Below are 22,397 nucleotides of genomic sequence, written 5' to 3'. Positions count from 1 at the left end.
GAGGTGCGTCGAAGATTGTCCTGAGGTGCGTCGAAGATTGTCCTGAGGTGCGTCGAAGGTTGTCCTGAGCAGTTCCTCGAGCGTAGTCGAGAGGCGTAACTGTTCTAATATACTATTAAGATATGGGATTTCACAGTTTGGTCAGGCATCCCAAAAACCTTCCTGCCTTAGGAAAAATCAGATCGCCCGACAACTGCTTGTTTCAGATTCTCGAAATTCGCGGCAATCCTGCGGTAAAGTCAAAAATCCGACGCGATGCGCCGGAAAATAGTTTAGGATGTTCCTGGTAAAAACTCCTGAATAGTTCGAGATCGTCAACAGGTTAGCCTTTGCCAAATTCTTTTTGCAGCTTCAGGGAAACTCTTTTTGTTAGCTCTTTACCATATTCCGCTCAAAACGGTACTCTGAAGATCAATGCGATTATTTAACATCTCTGTTTCAGCTTGTTTCCGGGCATCAACGGTGAACAGGAAGCTGTTTGTGCCATTTATCACTCTGGCCACAATGAAGGAGTTATTGAGGTGTGATGAATCAGGGGCGGTTGGATGGAGTATCTCCAGCCGCGAAGACTCACACAACTCCCTGATCAATCTTACCCGCCCGGTGGTGATGGGGATAGCGCGGGCAGCGATTGCAACCAAAAAACTACACGTCACAGCAAAATGTATCGCCACAGCAATAAAATACCCCGTTTGTCCGTCACCGCCTTAAGCATGGTCTCTCCTGCCCTATGCTAAATGAGGTCTAATGGTTAAACAATGAACCTTCATTGGTAATTTTGCTTCCAAACCTCACGGTACTTGTCCCTAATCTATGCAAAATCTATATAACTATTGACTAGAACAATGCTCTTTAGTATTTCTGACATACCAATTATCTTTCTCAAACTATTCAAACCCAAAAGAGGGGCCATGAAACTGCGTTTGTATTCTTTTATTCTGATCGCTCAACTTCTTGCATTCTTTCATTGCAGTAAGCCTAACGATCCCTATCATAACTTTAAATACGCTGAAATTGAGATACTGAATAATCTTGATGAAAAAACCTTTGCGACCGGTGAAAATTTCGAAATTGCTATAAATGTTACGATTCCTTATCTGTTTGAATATTTGGAATTTTCTTACGGAACTATAAAAGATTCAAGCATAGACTTCGATAACGCAACAATTAAGGATAACGATACAGTTTTCTTACCTGAAATCGTAGCTTTTAACGAGACCAGTTATTTTACTATCGTTGGTTTGCTAAAAGATGAAACATATATCTTTGATAGTGTGGAGATCGTAATCGAAAATCCGGAAGAAAAATATTCGCTTATATATAAAAGTGCAGATCATGATTCTGGTACTGTGCCCAAAGATGCACAGGCATATAGTGTAGGATATACTGTAACGGTTAGCGGCAATGTGGGTAATCTTCAAAAGAGCGGCCATACCTTTAATGGCTGGATACGATCCCTTGGTGATGAAGATGCTAAGGTTTATTATGGTGGAGACACACTTATTATCGGTGAAGAGGATACAGAACTTCATGCGCACTGGAGCAGAGATACCCACACGGTTACATTTTACCCACAAAATGGCGAGCGGGAATTTACTGAAACGGTGTCATGGGGTACGGTTCTTCAGTTTCCTGAACCCCCAGCGTTTGAGGGATATAATTTTGGGGGATGGTATATCGATTCTGCAGGTACAGAACAGTGGGTACAAGACGATACCATTACTGGTGATTTCTCTCTTTATGCTACCTGGATCTCAGAAGAAAACACGGTGATGTTTTATTCCAATGATGAAACAGCACGATCAACCTATCAAAAAATCCTGTTTGGTGAAACGGAAGAATTAACCCCTAATTCTTTTACCAGAGAGGGGTACTATTTTAGAGGCTGGGCGTACGATCCCGATGACAATCAGGCGACGTATGAAGATGAACAAGAGTACACGATGAGTGTCAGAGGGGTGCAACTGTTTGCTGTATGGGGTGAGGATACCAATACCATCGTTTTTCATTCCAATGATGGTAAAAGTTTAAAACGGCACCAGTCAGCAGTTACCAATGAGGAGATTATACTTGAGAGAAACGTTTTTGAGCGTACCGGTTATACCGTAACAGGTTGGTCATTAAAAGCCGACAGTGACAGCATTGTCTTCACTGATACACAGAAAATTACAATGACTGCCGGAGATCTTGATCTGTATGCAGTTTGGAAAGCGAATTCTTACACTGTTAGTTTTCATAAAAATGACGCAAGTAGTACGGTTACGACTCTTGATGCAGTAACAGCAGAACAGGTTGAGCTTTATGCTTCATTTGAAAACCCGGGATTTAAGCTGTCAGGCTGGGTTTTGGATCCAAACAGTACTGATATTGAGTACCAGCAGGGTGAACTGGTTGAGATGTGGCCCCGGGACATCGATTTATATGCTGTATGGACTCCTGAAATCTATTCTATCTATTTTGACAAATCAAGCAGCACGGCCACCGGGTCAATGAAGCCTCAGGAGATACCCTATGGCGAGATTAGAGCACTGACTAAAAACAGTTATTCAAAAGCCAACTGGACCTTTTATGGCTGGTCTACTATGGAAGATGGTAGTGGAGATTTCTTTGGTGATGAAGATGAATTTGAAATGGGTGTTGGTTCTGTTACTTTGTATGCCGTCTGGAGATCCAATCCGGTGATGGTTGCCTGTGGTGAGAAACACAGCGTGCTTCTTTTTAGTGATGGGTCGCTATGGGCTGCAGGAAGTAATGAGTTTGGGCAGCTTGGCACCGGTGCTGATGCAAATCTGCTGACCTTCACCAACGTTAAAAATGATGTAAAGTATGTTGCTGCAGGAAGCAATCATACAATGGTCATTACAAACGATGGGAGACTGTGGGCTGCAGGCGCCAACCACTCGGGACAGCTTGGTACAGAAACAACTGACCCTGAAAGTCGCTTTGTGGAAGTTGAGCAGGATATCAAACATGTCGCGGCTGGGAGAGGTTATACTCTGGCAGTGAAAAATAATGGACGTGTGCTTGCAACCGGTTCCAATGATGCCGGACAGTTAGGTATTGGTGATGCTTATAACGACAGCTCTTTTACTGAAATTCAGGGGATAAGTGATGCTGTGTATGTATCTGTTTTTGTTAGCCACAGTATGATTTTAACAAGTGAGGGGAAGTTGTGGGCTACTGGTAGAAACGCTATGGGGCAACTAGGTTTAGGAGACTCTTCCAGTGTTACGACGCCCCTTTTAGCTGCAACCAATGTGGCAAGTGTTAGTTGTGGTTTAGTGCACACACTGGCTCTTGATATTAATGGTCAGGTTAAAGGCGCAGGACGTAATACTTATGGAGAATTAGCGGATGGTTCCTCAGGGTATTCAGTTTTTACAGAGCTAAACGGGATCAGTGACATCACTACTATTGCTGCAGGGCAATCTCATAGCATCTTTCTGCAAAGTGATGGTACTTTGTTAGCCTCAGGATATAACAACAGGGGTGAGTTGGGTACCGGTGATACTGATAGGAGAGAAATACCTGTTACCGTTGCAACCGATGTTACATATGTAGATACCTATGGTGGGAGTAGCAGATCCGGGTTACATTCCTATACTATGATAATAAAAAATGACGGCACTTTATGGGCAACAGGGATAAATTTCGGTCAATATGGCAATGGCGACATGTCATCATCCAGAGAATTTATTCAAATTCCGTTGGATTTCTATGATCCTCTGGAGGGGTGATATGCTTTGCTCACCTGCTGAATACGTTTCTGGTATAATGCCCTAAGCTGGTTAGAATTCCCCAGGTAGGAAACCAGGGCTCACCACCGGTTTTCAAGAGCAGACTAAACCGTATTTTCCGATAGTGCACTAATTCAGTCCCCCGGGCATGCCCTGAGTGAAGTCGAGTGCCGGAGTTGAGGGGCATTCCGGCTTCAGCCACTTTGTGCTCTTTTTCCTGTTTACCGGAGTTGGTGAAACGCTCCACTCAAGGGTTTGTGGGTTAAGGACAATACCCCTCGCTTTTCATGTAAACGTGCGCCGCTATCGAAGAATAAGATAGCTGAACGATCTAAAAAAGTAATCATTTTGGTGAAAAAGATACCTCTTACTCCTATTTTTCACTTTTACAGGCCTCCTTGGGAATAATTTCATTTTTGCTTATGCTTCTTAGGGATGCAAAAATTGGAACAGCAAAAGACGTATCAAACAGCAGCCTGATACCAGAAATATTCCTGCGAATAACTCATTAGGCATAATTAGAAAACTTATTGGGTTCCACAGTTCTCTCTACATAAAACTGGCGTGAAATTAGCTCTGTATTCTTTGGTACTTAGTAATTTCACAAAATAAGTTCAAAAAAGAGTAGATCTATTTGGGATGCAGTGGTTCTTTATTTACTATTTTAGGGGGAAAAGATTCTGTGCTTATAGTATCTATATACTATCTATACCAGCGGAAAACTTCCTGAGCTTGAGAGTGCTTAACTAAAGATGTGGATAAAACTTTTTGTACGCTTGTCCTTAATGGTCGCTCTTTTTTCTGATCAAAAGTATACCTGTTTAATTAATAGTCATTGTTACTAATAGTTTGAAATAACAGGAAATACAAAAACTTTCTAAAGTAATATATCGCCTCAAAGTCAAAACGATGTTCACAGAAAATATTAACAATAAAAGGGCTTACTAATTAAAGTATAACACAAACTATCAGAGAATCATTTTTTTTTCTGTTAATAGTCGAGTGGTAATTACTATATTGAAATAGCTCAATTCCCGATAGTTCTCTATTCCTAAGAATTTCTATTTAGCTGGATAGTACTCTAAACTGTCTTTCATTTTTTTTTGAACACAGAAAACTACCGTAATATACCAATGGTTTTACAGTAAGATAGAAAAGAAGTGTTAAGTTTTTCAGGTATATAAAACCAGAAAAGGGTTTGGATAACGTCGATGATACCCATTTCTGCTCAGAAAACGTTTGGATTAAAAAAACTACAGGAATACTACTATGAAAACCGTGCACCGTCAATTCTTACTTGATATTTTTAAGCTTGCGGATGTACTTCTCCTGATTGCAGCATTTATTGTTGCTGAAAATTTATCTAATCCCGACTACACTATTTCAAGAATTACTGGTATGGTTTCTCCCCGAATTTCTGTTCTTAACAGTTTTTTAGGTTTACTGGTGCTTTTGAGCTGGCATCTGATATTCTTATGGTTTGGTGCTTATGATACTAAAAGATTTACCGCACTCATTGAAGAGGTGTTCATTGTTTTAAAGGGAGTGTTGTTTTGTACTGCTGTTATTGTTTTAATTGATTTTCACCGACCGCTTGATCTGGTAAATTTGCCCTTTATACACCTTTTCTTTTTTACAAGTTTCACTTTTTTAATTACGCTCAGAGTAATATTACGATTCACTTTGGGGTTCTTACGGGCAAAAGGGCGTAACATTAGATATATATTAATTGCGGGCACAGGTCAAAGAGCACTTGCTTATGTAAGCTATATAAACAATAATCCGGAGCTTGGATACCGTGTACGTGGTTTTGTAGACAGTTCCTGGCATGGTCCTCAAAAAAAGAACGAACAACTACCGGACATCGTATGTGGATTCGATGACTTTTCCTCTTATGTAAGAGAAAATATCGTGGATGAAGTAGTTGTGTGTCTTCCCATTAAGACCTGTTATAAAAAGATATACACAATTTTAGATGATGCGCAGGATCAGGGTGTACTGGTGAGAATGAGTACCGATCTTTTTGATCTCAAACGGGCATGGACAAAGATTGAACATATGGGTGAGAGCCCTTTGATTACGATCGTAACCGGTGCCATGTATCGCCGAAGGGTGTTGTTTAAATCGGTTTTCGACTTTTTGGCCACATGTCTTTTATTAGTCTTTATTGCACCCCTGTTTCTATTGATCGCTATTGCCATTAAGAGTACAAGTAAAGGGCCTGTCTTTTTTCTTCAGCCCAGAGTAGGAATGAATAAGCGAATATTCAATGTAATTAAGTTTCGTACAATGGTTGTTGGTGCTGAAAAGCAGATAGAGCAATTGATGCATCTTAGTGAACGGAAAGAGGAACCGGCATTTAAGATAAAAAATGATCCACGGGTTACTCCTGTAGGTAGGTTTTTACGCAAGCTCAGTCTCGATGAACTACCACAATTAATAAATGTATTGAAAGGTGATATGGCGCTTGTCGGTCCCCGTCCAATGTCTGTAAGGGATTTTAGCCTGTTTAACAAGGACTGGCAACGTAGAAGGTTCTCGGTAAAACCGGGAATTACTTGTATATGGCAGGTATCCGGCAGGGACAATATCCCTTTTGAACGGTGGATGGAGATGGATATGGAGTACATAGACCAGTGGTCTCTGTGGCTTGATATGAAGATACTACTAAAAACCGTACCGGTAAGTATCTTTGGGGTAGGTGCTTCCTGAAATGAAAAACTATAGCTCATCTAAAACGGTTTAAACACTACTATACTACCAAAAGAAAGGTTTTAAAATACAGATGAGAATTAAGGGATTGCAGTACATTGCATGTAATTTGCTTCTTCTGGTACTATTTGATTCTTTTGCTCAGTTATCCCATTTCTCTCCCCGATACTCAGAGGTAGAACTTGTACCGGTCACAATTCATGGCGCCGGTGTGAAAGCCGGAACCTATTATGTTCCACCTGCTTTAAGAGTTTACGATATAATTACACGGGCTTCTATAGGTGAAATACCTGACCTTAGAGACATAAACAGTCGCGCTGTAAGAGTCGGATCACAGGGTGAAGTACTGCAAATCGATCTGCTGAAGTTTTTAAACAATGGAGAGTACTCTCACAACCCCTTCATAAATGCAGGTATGAGCATACATCTCGATTATGCCGTTGAATTTGCGCATGTTCGGGGAGAGCTGAAAGGCACTCTCACCGGAAGAGTTCCAATTGCAGAGGGTGAGACGGTAAAAGAATTTCTTGCTCTCTTTACCTTTACCTCCGATGCGGATTCTTCAGCTATTGTGCTTCACCGGGATGGAAAAGAGAAGAGAACCTATAGTCTCAATGAACTCGGCGATCTTACCCTAAAGGACAAAGACTTTATCTCTGTTTTGCCACAAAAAAACGTTCCCCGTCACTCTGTTGTGCGGGTAAGTGGCGAAGCTGCCAGGCCAGGGCTTTATTCTATCATCCATGGAGAAACACCACTTTACCGTATCATGGATAAAGCAGGGGGGGCATCGCCACGAGGTGATATCAACAGGGCCTACCTTATACGCAAGGGTAAGGTTAACAAACAGCCTGCAGAAGCCTTTCTTGCCGGGCAAACCAAGGTGCGCCCTGAGGTAACCGGAGGATTTCACTATCTGGCTGCATCAAAAGATTATGCGGTAATTCCAATTTCCAGAAAAAAAACACCACTCGAGGACGGGGATGAAATTGTTATACCGCCCGTTGAGGTAAATGTGTACGTAAGCGGAAGCGTGCGAATGCCGGGAGCTTATCCCTACAGCAGTGGTAAAAGTGCTGGATATTACATACAACAGGCCGGGGGATTTACAAGAACCGCTGACAGGAGAAATGTAAAAACCATCACCCCATTTACCAATGATGCCTATACCATAAGTGAGCCAACAGGCCTTGCTGCAGGGGATATCATTATGGTTCCCGAAGCAAAGGAGGATAAGTGGATCAGAAGGTGGTCACCGATAATCAGTGCCGCAGCAACTGTGGTTTCTACTGTAGCGATCATCGTCGGAATGAGAAATTAATTTGGAACAGGGAACAGGCGCAACGGTCGATTGTAGACGCGCCGCTGGCCGTCGCGTTCCTATATAAATCAAGCAAGGTAACAGTTCGTCGAGCGGTCCCTGAGCGGAGTCGAAGGGCGGAGCCGAGACGTGCCTAAGGCCGCGTCTCATTCCTACTCAAAGCTTTAAAAAAGGAACAATAAATGGAACTTAATGATTACTGGAACATCATAGTACGTAGAAAATGGCTTATCATAACATCATTTTTGGTTATTGTTTCGGTTACTGTAGCATACGTTTTGCTTGCACAGCCGCTCTATGAATCACACTGTAAAATACTGTTGGTTGAGGACAGGACTGGAGTTGGAGGGTTTGGAGATTTGGGTGTGGAAAACATAATGATGCAAAGCATAGGAAGATCCGATCCTATTCTTACTCAAATTCAGATCATTAAAACCAGGCCCATTATTGAAGAGGTGATCAGGCGCTGTGATGTACGAGATGAACAGGGAATTCTGATTTCCTTTCAGGCCTTTTTGAATAAATTTAGCTTTGAACATATCGCTCAGACAAACATTATAAAAATTAGCGCACGGGATGCTGATCCAGACAATGCCGCTCTCTATGCAAATACTTTGGCTGAAGTATTTTCTGAAAAAAGTCAACAACTAAACCAGGAGAATATTAGTGCTGCAAAGGAGTTTATCGAGTCTCAGCTTATCGTGCAAAAAGCAAAGGTTGAGGTGGCCGAAAATGCCCTGATGGACTTTAAAACCGGATCACATACTGTGGCTCTTGATCAGGAAACCAGAGTACGGGTTGGTGCAATGGCGGAACTTGAAGCAGAGCGTATACGGTTGCAATCAGAGCTTAGGGGACTTGAAGCACAGAGAAGTGAGGTGGAAAATCGTCTCTCTGCTGTTGGTTCACAGGCTGCTCCCAGTTACTCCAGGTTTGCACAAGTAAGAGAGCAAATAGCAATCAACGAGACTAGCTTACATGCACGGTTACGGGCGATAAACGCACAGCTTAACCGTCAGCATCAAAGTATGAAAGATCTGCCGCCTCTTGAAATTCAGCTTGCCCGACTGATACGTGATGAGCGCATAATGAATGAAATTTACACCAACCTGTTATCCCAATTTGAGGAATACAAGATACGGGAAGCTGCACAGTTAGCAAGTATTAAAATTGTAGAGCCAGCAGTAAAAGCAAATAATCCTGTTTATCCGCAAAAGACCAAAACAACGGCAATGGCAGGAATCGCTGCACTTTTTGTGGGGCTTGGGTTTGCATTGCTGTTTGAATTCATTCAGGATAACCCACACAATATTGATGAAATAGTAAAAATACTTAATACGTCACAGCTTGGAGCAATACCCAAATTTAGAAACAAACCCCTACTTTTTATAAAAGATTCTCCAAACTCTTTGCAGGCAGAAGCCATACGATTAATATATACCAATCTTAAATATAAGGATGTTTTGGACAAAAAACCTGCTACACTTATGCTTACCAGTGCTCAACCCGGAGAAGGGAAAACTACCATCACAGCAAACCTTGCCTATGAATTTGCGTGTATGGGGAAAAAAACCGCATTGGTGAATCTTGACCTCAGAAGGCCATCTATCGATAAAGTCTTTGGTAAGAAGTTTAATAAAGGAATTACCGAATATCTTTTAGGAGAAAGTAATGTAGATGATATTGTCTCTACACCGGAAATAACGCCTAATCTAAAGGTTTTTTCAAACGGAAAAAACATCCCGCCAAACCCCACAGAACTTTTGGGTTCCAGAAAAATGGCTACGATAATAGAAAAAATCAAAAGCACACATGACATAGTATTGTTTGATACTGCGCCAATTACCATGGTAGCAGAAACACTGGACCTGGCCAGATCCATGGATGGATTAATATTTGTAAGTAATTTAGCTGAAGCATCAAGGAAGCGACTGCGTGTACTCAATGGCATGTTACAGGATAAAGAGTTGCCACTTTTAGGTGTGATAATTAACAAGGTAGAGTTAGGAATAACCACAAACTATAGCTATCACAGCTAAAAAAGAAAATTACTATTCGAGGTGATATGAACAGAACTGATGCTGAACTAATTATAAACCGCTGGAGATAATTTACGTATTTTACTATAAAAACAGCCTAACAGTTTTTACATCGAATATTCACAAACTAATTAAGAGGGGCAAAGCATATGGGCAGGGTTTCACTACTTAATTTTCATGTGGATAGTATCAGAACAGATGTTTTAATCGATACGGTATTTGAACGTATAAATAATAAACAAAAGAGTAGTATTTTCTTTGTAAATGCGCTCAAAGCCTATGAAATCAATAAAAACCCCAAGATTTTAAAGGTAATGAACAGTTTTGATTTTGTTTTGCCAGACGGTGTCCCGGTTGTCTGGGCTTCAAAACTACTGGGTAGAAATCTGCCAGAGCGCATTGCTGGGATAGACCTGTTTCAACTGCTTCTTAAACGAGCCGAAAAAAACGGGAAAACAGTTTACTTTCTTGGCTCTACAGAAAAAAACTTATCGTTGATGTGTAAAAATATCAAAAAGGAATACCCAAAACTTAGGATAGCAGGTTACAGAAATGGATATTTTGCAGAGGAGCAAAATGTTTCCGTTGTAGAAGAAATTAACAATTCCGATGCTGATATATTGTTTTTAGGTTTTGGCAGCCCTAAAAAGGAACAGTGGACCTATGATAACCGGCATCTATTGAATACACCTGTTATACAGGGTGTGGGGGGAAGCTTTGATGTACTTGCGGGCGTTGTATCAAGAGCACCAAAATGGATGCAAATAAGTGGGCTTGAGTGGTTGTACCGTGTGTACAAAGAGCCCAGAAGAATGTTTAAACGGTACCTGATAACTAACACCTATTTTATCTATCTGACAGCAAAACACGTTCTTATAAGTAAAACCATAAAAACACAGATCAACTACTCTTAACGTTTCCGGGAAATATTTATGATAATAAACAGCATTAAAATTATCTCAGTGGTTGGAGCACGGCCTAACTTCATGAAAATCGCCCCCTTTATCAAGGCCATAGAAGAGTTTAATAGCAAAAGTTCAGATATATATATAGACCATACGCTTGTACACACCGGGCAGCATTATGATGAAAAGATGTCAGGATCCTTTTTTAAGGAACTGCAGATCGATCAGCCGGATGTGAATCTTGAAATCGGTTCCGGTACTCATGCTGAGCAGGTTGGTAACACCATGATAGCCTTTGAAAAAGTACTAAAAAACTTAAAGCCACACTGGGTTGTGGTTGTTGGTGATGTAAATGCAACATGTGCCTGCTCTATCACCACAAAAAAAGAGGGTATAAGACTTGCACATATAGAAGCTGGTTTGCGTTCCTATGACATTGCTATGCCTGAAGAGATAAATCGTCTTGTAACCGACAGACTATCAGATCTTTTGCTTACACCAGATTCAATCTCCAGTAACAACCTTCAAGACGAGGGTGTTGATGAGAGGAAAATAAAGCTGGTAGGCAATATAATGATCGATACTCTTGAGACAAATATCACTGAAGCAAAAAAGCTTTCTACAGAGTCTGTTGTCAAGAGCAGCATGTTGGCTGAGCAGCAGATTCCGGAGAGTGTAATGAATGGCTCTCAGTTTGGACTCGTTACTATGCACCGGCCTTCAAATGTTGACAACCCCAAAGTACTTAGGGAAATTGTAACATTTCTTGCAGAAGAAGCCACAAGCAAACTAGATTTAATCTGGCCTATACATCCACGCACAAAAAACATCATTGCTAAAATCGGCCTTTTAGAGGACATTCTGAAAAATCCAAAGTTGCTTCTGACCGAACCGCTTGGTTATTTGCAGATGCTCAAACTCAATATGAGTGCTGATATAATGCTCACCGACAGCGGAGGGCTACAGGAAGAGTGTTGTGTATTGGGAACACCATGTCTGACAATGCGTTGGAACACTGAACGCCCTATTACTCTCAAAGAACATGGTGGGGCCAGTGTTCTGGTTGGAAATTCGGTGAGTAACATACGAAGAGAGTTTCTCAGGTGTATCGCTCAGGATCGTAAACCCAAAAGACCAAAACTGTGGGATGGAAATACTGCTAAAAGGATAGTGAACTGTATAGTATCTGAGCACTTGCAAACAGAAGAGGTCTGCTTTGAATTTGAAGAAGAATCCAAATTCAAAGCAGTTTGAGCAAAATAAACGGTCGGTTAGTTGGTAACCATCAGGGACGTACTAATCTCATAGTTGCTCTGGAATCTTGTGTTTTTAAAGTGACAATGTATACACCACTGCTTAAAGGTCTTCCGTTGGCAAGTGTACCATCCCATTGAGCGATGTATGACCCGGGGCCTTTTCTACCTTCTACAATGGTTGCTACTACCTGGCCACGCAGATCTACTACATCCATTCGTACGTGCTGAAGACGACCTTCATTCACTGAATTATCAGAATTGTGCATTGGAACAAAGTAGGGTATACCTATACGTTGTCCGGGGTGAACCAGTGAGGCATTGGAAATCCCAAAGGCAAGATATTTAGGATAATTAGCTGTTGCGCCTAGGTTGCTGTTGGCTGATACAGCATCACCCTTATCATCATCACCCTCATCTGTATCACCCTCATCTGTGTCACCACCATCTGTGTCACCACCATCTGTGTCACCACCATCTGTGTCACCACCATCTGTGTCACCACCATCTCCATCACCATCTCCATCACCATCTCCATCACCATCTCCATCACCAAGATCTGGCATTGAAGGAGCAGAGGATCCATGTACGGCATCAATAGTACCGGTAACTTTTTCGATAAACGCAACGTTTGCAGTATCAGAAACATCGATTTGTGTGGTGGTACTACCATGATTGATAACCCATGGCCCGGGTTTAAGATCGGTGAGTAAAAGGTCGACCGTTGTTTCACCGAAATTAAAGGTAAAATCTTTCTGGAGTGCTTTTTCCTTACTGAAAAACACCGCTTTTCCCAGTAATTGAGCGCCATACATCTGCTCTGTTTCCAGCAGCTTTGATCGTTCTATTAGTTCTGTGGGGTTCTCCATCACTGCCATTGCGTGAAGAAAATGATCTCTTTTTGCGGGCTGTGAGGGAGAGGCTTCTACACGCCAGGCTCCGGCTTCAAATGATGCAATAATTGAGTCTCTGCCATAATGGCGAACTGAATGAGGCTCGGGGTAGATATTACGATTTGCCTGTTCTACCCAAAACTCTTTTCCAGGTCCTCCAATTTTGCTTATTGTGGCATCTCTGGGAAGCAGGCAGTCAGAAACCAACTTCCCGCTATAGTGGCCTAAAGATGGGTCAAGGTCGCCTCTTGTATTATAGTAGGGCCTGGTATTTATGGCAGTGGTTCGGTTATTATCGATTAACGGCTCCTCAAGCGTGTGCAGTAGCCACGTTTTTTTAAACTCCGGGTTTGAAGATTCTACTCTATCGAAGACCATAAATACTGCAGGGTAGTCGGGATTATCCGTTTCAAGTGTTACCATTGAACGGGTAACTTCAGAAACCTTATCGGTGTAGCCTTCGGTAATATCTCCGGAAATATAGGCATAGCTGTAGTCCTTGGATATGTACCGGGAGATAACACTTCCGGCTTTGTTGCGGACTAACTCATCATAATTACGCGGGGTGCCTCTGGCATACTGTCCACCACTCACGACACTTCCACCTCTCCACCTACTTCTTTCATCAGGATCATAAATGAGTAACCCGTTCATAGATATCGTTTCATTGTGATAATTTCGCCAATGGTCATCATCATAGGCCCCGAAATAGCCGCTGTTACCGGTTAATGAGCCCTTATAGTAGATCTGGAAGGTGCCAAAATCCATTCTTTGGTGATTGCCAAAGTAATGCTCCCCAATTCGCATCTGGATCAGGGGTGAATTACTTTTATCGTTATTTAAAATCCAATCGTTTCTCCAGATTATCTCGCCCTGTGGTGAAGGAAAGTATTTTGCCGTTGGTAGATTCTCTATGAGATTTTTTTCTGGTACAACAGAACTGTTAACCGAGAGTATAATACTCATCATTTCCTGAACAGGACTGATGGAGTGAAAGAAATCATCATTTCCAAATGATACTAAAACAGGATCATCATACAAAAAACCTGCTGTTAATAGCATATGAGATTTATCTCTGCTTCCTAAGCTGTTATAGGTGTCTCCGGTTCTGAGCTGGAGGCGGTCTGGTCTGGAATGATAGATAAGTTGATACGGAACGCGTGATTGTTTTTCTGTAAATATATTTTGGCCCGTACCGGCAATGATGGCTTGTGTGGCTGATATTTCCTGGAAAAATCGTGCACCGGTATATGAATCACCCTGGTGATGCATATGGGCCTGATGGTAGAAATTTGCAACCGGCGCAATTCCCTTTTTCATCGCTTTTATGGCAGCATCAAACATCGTTGGGTCTTCATCATAAATAGCCAAACCAATTGGTATTTGACCAAGCTGTAGCCAGCCTAAATGGGCTGCAACAAAATAAGTACCTTCTATTCGTGCAGGGTAGGATGGGCTCACTATATGAGCTATCCGGATAAAATGCTCAATAAATTCCTCTTTTTGGCTCTCAGACAACAATGGATAACACCAGTCATAAACACTGGCTCCATACTGAAATGCTGTTTGAAATACCTGGTACCTGTTATGGTTTTTGAGCTCAGTGAGGGTGGTAGATATAGCAGCCAGTCCCTGAGCGGTATCATTAAAAACAAGAAAATTTAATGCTTTTACCCAGGGATGGTTAAGGTTTTTGATCTTTTGATACTGCTGGTATTGATACGATTCCGGATTGGATAATGCATCCTGTAATTTATATACTGTACTTCTGTTTAAAAATACTCTTGGGCGTTCATCTAGTACCTGGATACTAAAAGAGTTGTAGCACAGTATAACTACAAAGAAAAAAGGAAGTATAGCCCTAACCATAATAAAAAAATCCCCATCTTACTTAAGGTGTTACAATGAAAAAAATGATTCAATGATACCCGACAAGGATTTTGGGGCTATAGTAATTGTGTTTTTAGGTCTTTGCTATAGTTTAAAAATCCTCATTAAGGGTAATCTGCCTCAATTGTAACATCTTGGGATATTGATACAAACAAAATTTCGTTTAAGCTATTATTTAAGTTGGTTTTACCCTCTATTATTATAGCGCCCCAAGAAAGGTGCCAGCTTCCAGGAATAGGATTATTTTTGGTTAAAGTCTTTTAGTATCGCGTCTTTTTTAAACCTGTTTTTAGGAGTTGATCACAACATTTTCGCTGTTTTTGCACGCGTTTTGGTTTAGCAAAAATTCTGTAAGCGCATGAAACGCCCAGGATTGTGTCCAGCGCATATAGGATATCTTATTGGTGTAGCCAGGGCTTTTTCTAAAATAAAACCACCCCTTCCCACTGTAGAGGTTATCCATGGTCCACTTTAGAATTCTATTGGTAAGCCCCTGGTACTGCTCTCCTTCACCGGAAAAGAATACTATAGCCTGAGCAGGTGAGTGAAAATCAACAGGGTAGGTTCGGTTGTGGAAAAATTTGGGTGTGCCATCATTTAGAAAAAAGTTTTCAGCATAGTAGTTAACCCCTCGATTATAGCCCTCTCTGTACTCCTCCCCAAAGCCTTCGCTTAAAAAGTAGCGAATTGCCTGCAGGTTAAATCCTGTATGGAATGAGTCGATCCATTTTTCTGATGGTGTGTCTGCATAGTACCATGAGCCATCTTCACGTTGATGCTTCATGGAGTATGAAAGACTCGAAAGAGCTGCTTGTTTTACTTCCGGTTCTTGGCAATGCTTAAACAGTCGTATTAACAGTGCGGCGCCTAAAAGATTGGCATTATGCACAACTGCAGTATCTACGGGGGTATAGGAGAAACAAAAACTGTTTGAGTCGTGCATTGTCCGACGCAAATCCTTCAAGATAAAATGGCGGATAGAAAGCGCCCTATCCAGATACTTGCGGTCTCCAAATGTTTCGTAAGCGTCTATAAGCGCATGTCCAATAAATGAGCTGTTAACAATTGTTGGTGTCCCTTCGGGGCGAAAAAAGGTTCGTGATTGCCAGTCAAAATTATAGCCCCAGCAAAAGCCGCTATACCCTTTTGAAACGAGTGCTTCAAGACGTGAAAAAAGATACTCGACTTCATGACGATATTCGGGTTTGGGGTCTTTTTGGTACAGTTTGGTATATCCCCAAAGAAAAAGCCCGAGCCCTTTTGGGTTTTCGCCCCGTTTTATACCCAAAATGGGCCTGATGTTTACAGGGCAACGGCGGATAAGTTGCGTGGCTATAATACGAAGGTACTTGTTCTTCAATGTAAGCACTTTTATTATAGAACTGTTTAGACCATCATAGGGATCATAGCCACGATAACTTTGTTTTTCGCAGTATTGAATTAGCTTCGTTGTTTCCTTTTCAATATTCATGAATATTCTCTCATTATTAATTTTAATTTACCAGATTTAGTAACAGGTAACGATTGTACGCATTCAAAATCCAAACTGATCTCTCCGTCTGCAAGCTTCCTGATCTCCTTTTGTATTGTATAGATATCATCCTGGTAATCTGAATTGGCAGGAACTATAGAAACTTTATATTCGCCTGCTTGTACTTCCTTAAACTGTAGTGATTCGATATTTTTAACATATTTGAAGATCTGATTTATTGTATTTACTCTATTGTTACTTTTGGTAAGAAGAAAATCGTTTTCTCTACCCTCTATACGATCAACAACCCTCCTTCCGGATTTAAGGTACCATCTCGTTACAAAATCCCCTGTTTCGTAACGGATCAAAGGAAATGCTCTGTTATGTAATCCAGTAGCAATAATCCTTTGGTGTCCGTACTCATTTTCCACAAATTCCACATATCCCACCTCTTCATCCACCGCCAGTTCATTTTCAGAAATACTGCTGATTGACGCAGCTTGTTCGGTGTGGCCATAAATCTGATAACATGGACAGTTAAATGCTGTTTTTATTATCTCTAGTTGATGAGAGAAGAGCGTTTCGGAGCTGAGCCATACTGCTTTTATTCTATAGTTAAGTTTGTTGCCGTTCTCCAACATATAGCTTCCAAGACGGGCAAGAACAGAAGGATAGCCGGTAATGATCGCGGGTTTTAGTTTGTTAATAGAATTTATATAGTCATATATTGTTTCGGAACTCATATGGTGTGAACTAAAGAAATGTTGCTTACCGGGGTAATTAGTGGAATAGAAAGGCCCTTTTTTCCTCCGTGGGTCGATAAAATTTCTGCCGAAAAACTGTGCGATCCAATCATTACTGCTCATCCCCAAACGATAGCGGGAGCGCCAAACCGCGGCCCATGTAACATGATCACATTGTAATTCAATGGGAAGTTTTAACCCTCTTCCGGTAGTGCCACCCGTCTCCGTCCAACGATATCTGAATTTATTAAGCTTTTCATGAATGAACAGTTCTGGCTTATCTTTTACAATTTTTTGCTTTAGAATAGGAAAATGTGTAATGTCCTCAAGGCTGGTAAAATCGTTTTCTGTAAAACCGGTTTCCTTCGCCCAGCTTTTGTAATAGGGAACATAATTAACTGCTTCATGAATGACATTTTTCAGGTGCGATAGATGGTACTTTGAAAATTCATCAGAACTCCACTTTTGGGTAGCGGTTAATTTTTGGAGTATCTTTTTATATCTGTTATTATAGCGGCTCATATTAAGATAGGTGCCACAAATTGAATAAATGACGGTTGCTAATCGCGGACCAACCTTTTGGGATAACTTATCTATACCCATTTATCCTCACTTTGGGTGAAGTTAAACACTATTATATACTGTATAAAGTTGCGACACGATCTTTTCAATGCTAAACTTTTCATTGATGATTTTAACTGATTCCCGTGACATATTAAACAAGAGTTTGGGATTAGATAGCATGTGTTCGATACCGTTGGCAAATCCGGTGATATCGCCGGGAGAATAGATATATCCGTTTCTTTGGTGTATAACGGATTCGGGTATAGCACTCACCCTGGTAGATATTACAGGAAACCCTTTGCCCATGGCTTCCAGTATTGACATTGGGAGTCCCTCAAAATAGGAGGGTAAAAAGTAGATACTACAGTTTCTGTATAATTGTTCTTTCTCTTCTCCCCGTACCCACCCATACCAGGTTATAGTTTCGCTGACATTGAGTTTATCAGCTTGTTTTTTATAAACATCGATATTGCCGTTACCACCAATGTGAAAATGTACGTCGGTGTTTCTGTTTTTTAGCTCTTTTGCAACCTTGATTAAATCATGGACACCCTTTCTTTGGCCAATTTCTCCCAGAAAAAGCACATTATTATTATCATTAAAGTTTTTGGAACAAGAGGGTGCATTTATTTCAGAGACAGGATTATGAGTAACAAAAATGGTTGAGTTGGTGTACTTTTTAACAACCTGTTCCCAGTAGGAAGATAAAACAATAAACGCATCATATTGATTCATCAATTTTTTAATAATCGCACCTTTAAATTTATTATTCCTGTCAAAGTACTCATTGACCATTGAGCTATGCATGTGGTAGATGACTGTTTTTTGAGCTAATTTGGATAAAAGCATATAATAGGACTTGCGTAAAAAGCTGATTCTCATAGATCCGTGAATGTGTACGATCTCAATGTCTCTGTTTTTCAACAAAAAAAATGGAAATTTTATATACCCGGTAATGATGCTGATTAGTTTGTGGTAAAATGATTTATCGACGTAGCTGCTATAGTGCGATATTTTACACCTGTTTTTTAAATCTGAATTCATCAGTGTGCGAACCACCGAAGAGATACCACCCATACCATCCAGTGTTGGGCTAACAAACAAAATGTTTTTCATATTTTTTACCCTTTTTTATAGAGAGTAGCTCCTGTTTCATAGCCCCAGTAAATACTTTATTAAGTAAATACGGTCCGGTGCATGCTTGTATTTGCAGGCTATAATCAGAATTTCCTTCAATAATCAGTGGCCCATTTTCAGCTATAGCCACATCCCACCCTATAGAACGTACCTTGGGAAAACAACGGGCAGCTTTTTTTACCATTGCTTTCACCTCATTGAAATATGGTACCGGGTAAGAGTTAAAAGTTGTACCGGTATCGGGGTGGCTTTTGTAATTGTTTAAATAGTAGTCTAACCCCACCTTATCGAGACAACCAGTTTCCAGGTCTATTTTTACTGCAATACCACCCGAGCGACCTGACCAGTTGTCCACTTTACGCCCATTTCTACCAGTACGTAATGTACTGCCAAAAATATTAACCCTTCCATCTAATCTTAAAAATGTATCGATGCGAATAGTATTTACTGCTATAGGATATAGTTCAGAGATATCCTTGTGTTGCTTGATTTTATATTCAAGAAGCACTGGTGTAGTATAGGAATTTTCTATGTACTTGGATAATATAGTATAAAGATTAGTCGCCTGTGAATAACAAACAAATTCCAATCCATTACCCTGTGCTGAATCAGCTATGGGTTTGATTACAAAATCCTCTTTTATCCTGGAGACAAGAGCGCTTATGGTCGTCTCTTTCTCGTCTGATGGTAAAACTATTTTCCCCTTTTCTATCTTGCAGATAATATCTGAAGTCTTCAAACCTGAAGCAAATAACTTCCTGTTTAATTCCCACTTGTTTTCAACCTGAAACAAGTATCGCTTATCATTAAGATGTTTTGACCGAAACTTATCAAAGGTAGCACCGGGTATATATTTGATCAATTCAGTGGTATCGGCCCCTTTTTTATAGCCCCCATATTTAATATAGTTCTGAGGAGTATCTTTTTTAAGTATCATATACCGTAGGAGCTCAAAAAGTATGAGGGGTAATTTCTTTCTGTTTTTATCATTAACCATATATACAATTTGCTCGTTATATAATTTTTTAAATCTGAAAAAAAATGAATACATTTAGTGTCCTCAATTTTTTTTAACTTTTTATTCTTAATAATGGTAACCGAACCACCAGGAGCTGAATAATAAAAACTGAGAATCATAAGACTGTTACACACATATTTTTTCGGGAAATGGAATGGGCAAGTGCCTCTTTTGGTTTAGAATTCCTTTGAATAGAAACTACCTTATCAGTGTTTATTTCAAAAGTAATCGTATAAACAGAAACTACATACCTGATTTGACAAAAGTTTTATATACCCGATGAATACGACAAATCTTTTGTGGCCGGGTATTCACCGTTATTGCTTTTGTAATGCCTGTTGTGCCTGTTTTTAAATACACGTTCATCAATGTTCGCACCACCGATGAAATACCACCCATACCATCCAGTATTGGGCTAACCAACAAAATGTTTTTCATATTTTTCACCCTTTTTTATAGAGAGCAGCTCATTTTTCATGGCCCCGGTAAATACTTTGTTAAGTAAATAGGGCCCAATGATGGTCTGAGGCATTTGTAGGCTGTAATCAGAATTACCCTCAATAACTACTGGCCCCTCTTCAGATATTGCCACATCCCACCCTATAGAGCGTATCTTTGGAAAACAACGGGCAGCTCTTTTTACTATCTCTTTTACCTCATTAAAGAAAGGAATTTGATACGAGTCAAAGATAAAGTTGGTATTCGGATGCTTATTATATCTGTTCAAAAAGTAGTCAAAACCCACCTTGTCCAGACAACCAGTTTCCAGGTCTACTTTTACCGCAACACCACCCAAATGACCTGCCCAGTTATCTACTTTTCGCTCGTTTTTGCCGGTACGTAAAATAGCAGTTAAAATATCAACACTTCCATCCAGTCTTAGAAATGTATCGATGCGAACAGTATTTACCGCTATAGGGTAGATTTCACTAATATCTTTGTGCTGGTTGATTTTTTGCTCAAGAAGCAATGGTGTCGTATAAGAATTATCTATATACTTGGATATCAGGGTATTTAGATCGGTTGTCTGGGAATAACAAACAATTTCCACCCCAGTACCATGTGCTGAATCAGAAATGGGTTTTATTACAAAATCCTGGTCGATTCTGGAGATCAGAGCGCTTATGGTCGTCTCTTTGTCATCTGATGGCAAAATTATCTTTCCCTTTTCTATTTTGCAGATAACCTCTGTAGTCTTCAAACCTGAGGTTCGTAATAGCTTGTTAAACTCCCACTTGTTTTCAAGCTGATACAGGTATTGTTTATCATTAAGATGTTTTGACCGAAACCTGTCAAATCTCGTACCAGTTAAGTATGTTGTCAAATTTTTGGTATCCGACCCCTTTTTGTATCCCCCAAATTTGATATAGTTTTGTGGAGTATCTTTTTTATGTATCATAAAGAGTAGTATCTCAAATAGTATGAGCGGTAATTTCTTTCTTTGTTTATCTTTAACCATATATAAAACATGTTCATTATAAAATTTTCTAAATCTAAAAAAAAATGGATGCATTTAGTTCTCCTTATAGCAAATATTGTTGTTCTCGATGAAGGTAACCGAACCACCCAGAGCTGAATTATGAACCGAGAAACATAAGACCGGAACACCATCTGTTTTGGGAAATCTGATTATCGAGTGTCTCCGTTGACCAAGATCTCTTTTAATAGAAAGAACCTTATTTAACTGCCGGTGAGAGTCTATGTTCCAAACAGAAACGGAATCATTGTGCATACCTATTCCAATTGTCTCATGAGCAGTTCCCAGATAGATCGTCCCGTTTAATGTTTGGGTACTGTACCAAATGGGTCCGTTTACCGCTCCCATTGCCACGACTGTATCCTCTGACCTGTTGAAGTAGAAAACATAGTTGGTATCGATGTCCGGAGAATCGGTACCCCAGTAAACATAATCCTCATCAAAAATAAGGCTTACCACTCTATAGTATTGATCGCCTTCTCGTATAACATTCAGTTCGTTATCAGATAGTGTACCAAGAATTACATGCTCATTAATGTCACCGGTTCCAATCCACAAAAGACTATCATACGGGTCGTATCGTACAGTATGAATATGACGAATTGTATTGGGTGCAAAACGATACTTTCTCCTCCAGGTTTTTCCTGTATCACTACTGATAAAAACCTGAATTGAATCAAAGTCACTGTTTCGGCCATATTCACCATACACGATCCTTCCATCCGGAAGCTGCTCTATACTTTGAGACAACAGGTATTTATTTCCGCCTAAGCGACGTATGGTATGCTCAAGCTTTTTTAACCCTTCATTTTCTGACCACCTGAACATCTGACTTCCATAGGTAATAAGATGTTTATTTGGGCCGACAACCAGTGCTTCAATAACTTCATGGAAACCAACGATGTTTCTGAAAAAACCAAATCTTGATAGTAAAAAGGGAATGCTACGCGGGATCGGCATTGTATACAGTTTTTCAAAAGTTCTGCCTGTATCGTTGCTGATATAAACAGAGGCCCCTCTTGAAGCAATAAGAGCACCTGTATAAGAATCGTAATCCTGTAATACCAGGTTATCGTGTAAGAGCATTTGCCGTCTCTGAATCTGCACGGGTATTGCCTGCACAACAGTACTATGGTTCAATAGACGAGATACTATGATGGTAGAAGATGTGATTACAACAATCACGATTAACACTGGTTTTAGTATTCTCATATGTTTTCCAAATTCTTTTTGATTT

Annotated in this window: 15 protein-coding genes; 6 read left to right on the top strand and 9 right to left on the bottom strand. The window is 40.4% G+C overall.

Translation table 11 applies throughout. The features are described from left to right. Positions 1-377: 377 nt before the first annotated feature. Positions 378-674: a hypothetical protein gene (locus tag QA601_06510; GenBank protein MDG5814719.1), complete on the bottom strand. Its 297-nt coding sequence runs from the start codon at positions 672-674 to the stop codon at positions 378-380. Between the two features lie 237 nt (positions 675-911). Between QA601_06510 and QA601_06505 the strand changes: the two genes are divergently transcribed. From QA601_06505 to wecB, 6 genes are all read left to right on the top strand, one after another. After that, positions 912-3,737: an InlB B-repeat-containing protein gene (locus QA601_06505; protein MDG5814718.1), complete on the top strand. Its 2,826-nt coding sequence runs from the start codon at positions 912-914 to the stop codon at positions 3,735-3,737. A gap of 1,269 nt (positions 3,738-5,006) precedes the next feature. Beyond that, complete coding sequence (locus QA601_06500) at positions 5,007-6,449, top strand: sugar transferase (protein ID MDG5814717.1); 1,443 nt, start codon at positions 5,007-5,009, stop codon at positions 6,447-6,449. Positions 6,450-6,522: 73 nt separating this feature from the next. After that, positions 6,523-7,770 (top strand): SLBB domain-containing protein, encoded by a 1,248-nt coding sequence (locus tag QA601_06495; protein MDG5814716.1) that lies wholly within the window; start codon positions 6,523-6,525, stop codon positions 7,768-7,770. Between the two features lie 182 nt (positions 7,771-7,952). Then, positions 7,953-9,809 (top strand): polysaccharide biosynthesis tyrosine autokinase, encoded by a 1,857-nt coding sequence (locus QA601_06490; protein ID MDG5814715.1) that lies wholly within the window; start codon positions 7,953-7,955, stop codon positions 9,807-9,809. Positions 9,810-9,958: 149 nt separating this feature from the next. Beyond that, positions 9,959-10,723 (top strand): WecB/TagA/CpsF family glycosyltransferase, encoded by a 765-nt coding sequence (locus tag QA601_06485; protein MDG5814714.1) that lies wholly within the window; start codon positions 9,959-9,961, stop codon positions 10,721-10,723. Positions 10,724-10,741: 18 nt separating this feature from the next. Further along, entirely contained in the window at positions 10,742-11,968 is a 1,227-nt protein-coding gene (gene wecB, locus QA601_06480; protein ID MDG5814713.1) for a UDP-N-acetylglucosamine 2-epimerase (non-hydrolyzing), read from the top strand. A 31-nt stretch (positions 11,969-11,999) separates the two neighbouring features. Here wecB and QA601_06475 read toward each other — a convergent pair whose 3' ends face one another. From QA601_06475 to QA601_06440, 8 genes are all read right to left on the bottom strand, one after another. Next, positions 12,000-14,729: a FlgD immunoglobulin-like domain containing protein gene (locus QA601_06475; GenBank protein ID MDG5814712.1), complete on the bottom strand. Its 2,730-nt coding sequence runs from the start codon at positions 14,727-14,729 to the stop codon at positions 12,000-12,002. 310 nt (positions 14,730-15,039) lie between these two features. After that, the gene (locus tag QA601_06470; protein MDG5814711.1) at positions 15,040-16,221 is read right to left on the bottom strand and encodes a hypothetical protein; all 1,182 of its coding nucleotides are present in this window, start codon (positions 16,219-16,221) and stop codon (positions 15,040-15,042) included. Further along, positions 16,218-17,567, bottom strand: a complete 1,350-nt coding sequence (locus QA601_06465) for a hypothetical protein (GenBank protein ID MDG5814710.1) — start codon at positions 17,565-17,567, stop codon at positions 16,218-16,220. Before QA601_06465 ends, QA601_06470 begins: the two co-directional genes overlap by 4 nt. Positions 17,568-17,588: 21 nt before the next feature. After that, entirely contained in the window at positions 17,589-18,644 is a 1,056-nt protein-coding gene (locus tag QA601_06460) for a glycosyltransferase family 4 protein (protein MDG5814709.1), read from the bottom strand. Next, positions 18,622-19,716: a sugar-transfer associated ATP-grasp domain-containing protein gene (locus tag QA601_06455; GenBank protein MDG5814708.1), complete on the bottom strand. Its 1,095-nt coding sequence runs from the start codon at positions 19,714-19,716 to the stop codon at positions 18,622-18,624. Before QA601_06455 ends, QA601_06460 begins: the two co-directional genes overlap by 23 nt. Before the next feature lie 210 nt (positions 19,717-19,926). Next, positions 19,927-20,121, bottom strand: coding sequence for a hypothetical protein (locus tag QA601_06450; protein ID MDG5814707.1), 195 nt, complete (start codon positions 20,119-20,121; stop codon positions 19,927-19,929). After that, positions 20,099-21,196 (bottom strand): sugar-transfer associated ATP-grasp domain-containing protein, encoded by a 1,098-nt coding sequence (locus QA601_06445; protein ID MDG5814706.1) that lies wholly within the window; start codon positions 21,194-21,196, stop codon positions 20,099-20,101. Before QA601_06445 ends, QA601_06450 begins: the two co-directional genes overlap by 23 nt. Then, complete coding sequence (locus tag QA601_06440; protein ID MDG5814705.1) at positions 21,197-22,372, bottom strand: hypothetical protein; 1,176 nt, start codon at positions 22,370-22,372, stop codon at positions 21,197-21,199. Between the last annotated feature and the right edge of the window lie 25 nt (positions 22,373-22,397).

This window comes from Chitinispirillales bacterium ANBcel5, from assembly GCA_029688955.1.
In the GTDB taxonomy this organism is placed as follows: Bacteria; Fibrobacterota; Chitinivibrionia; order Chitinivibrionales; family Chitinispirillaceae; genus Cellulosispirillum; species Cellulosispirillum alkaliphilum.
This window is presented reverse-complemented; position numbering and strand designations above follow the sequence as displayed.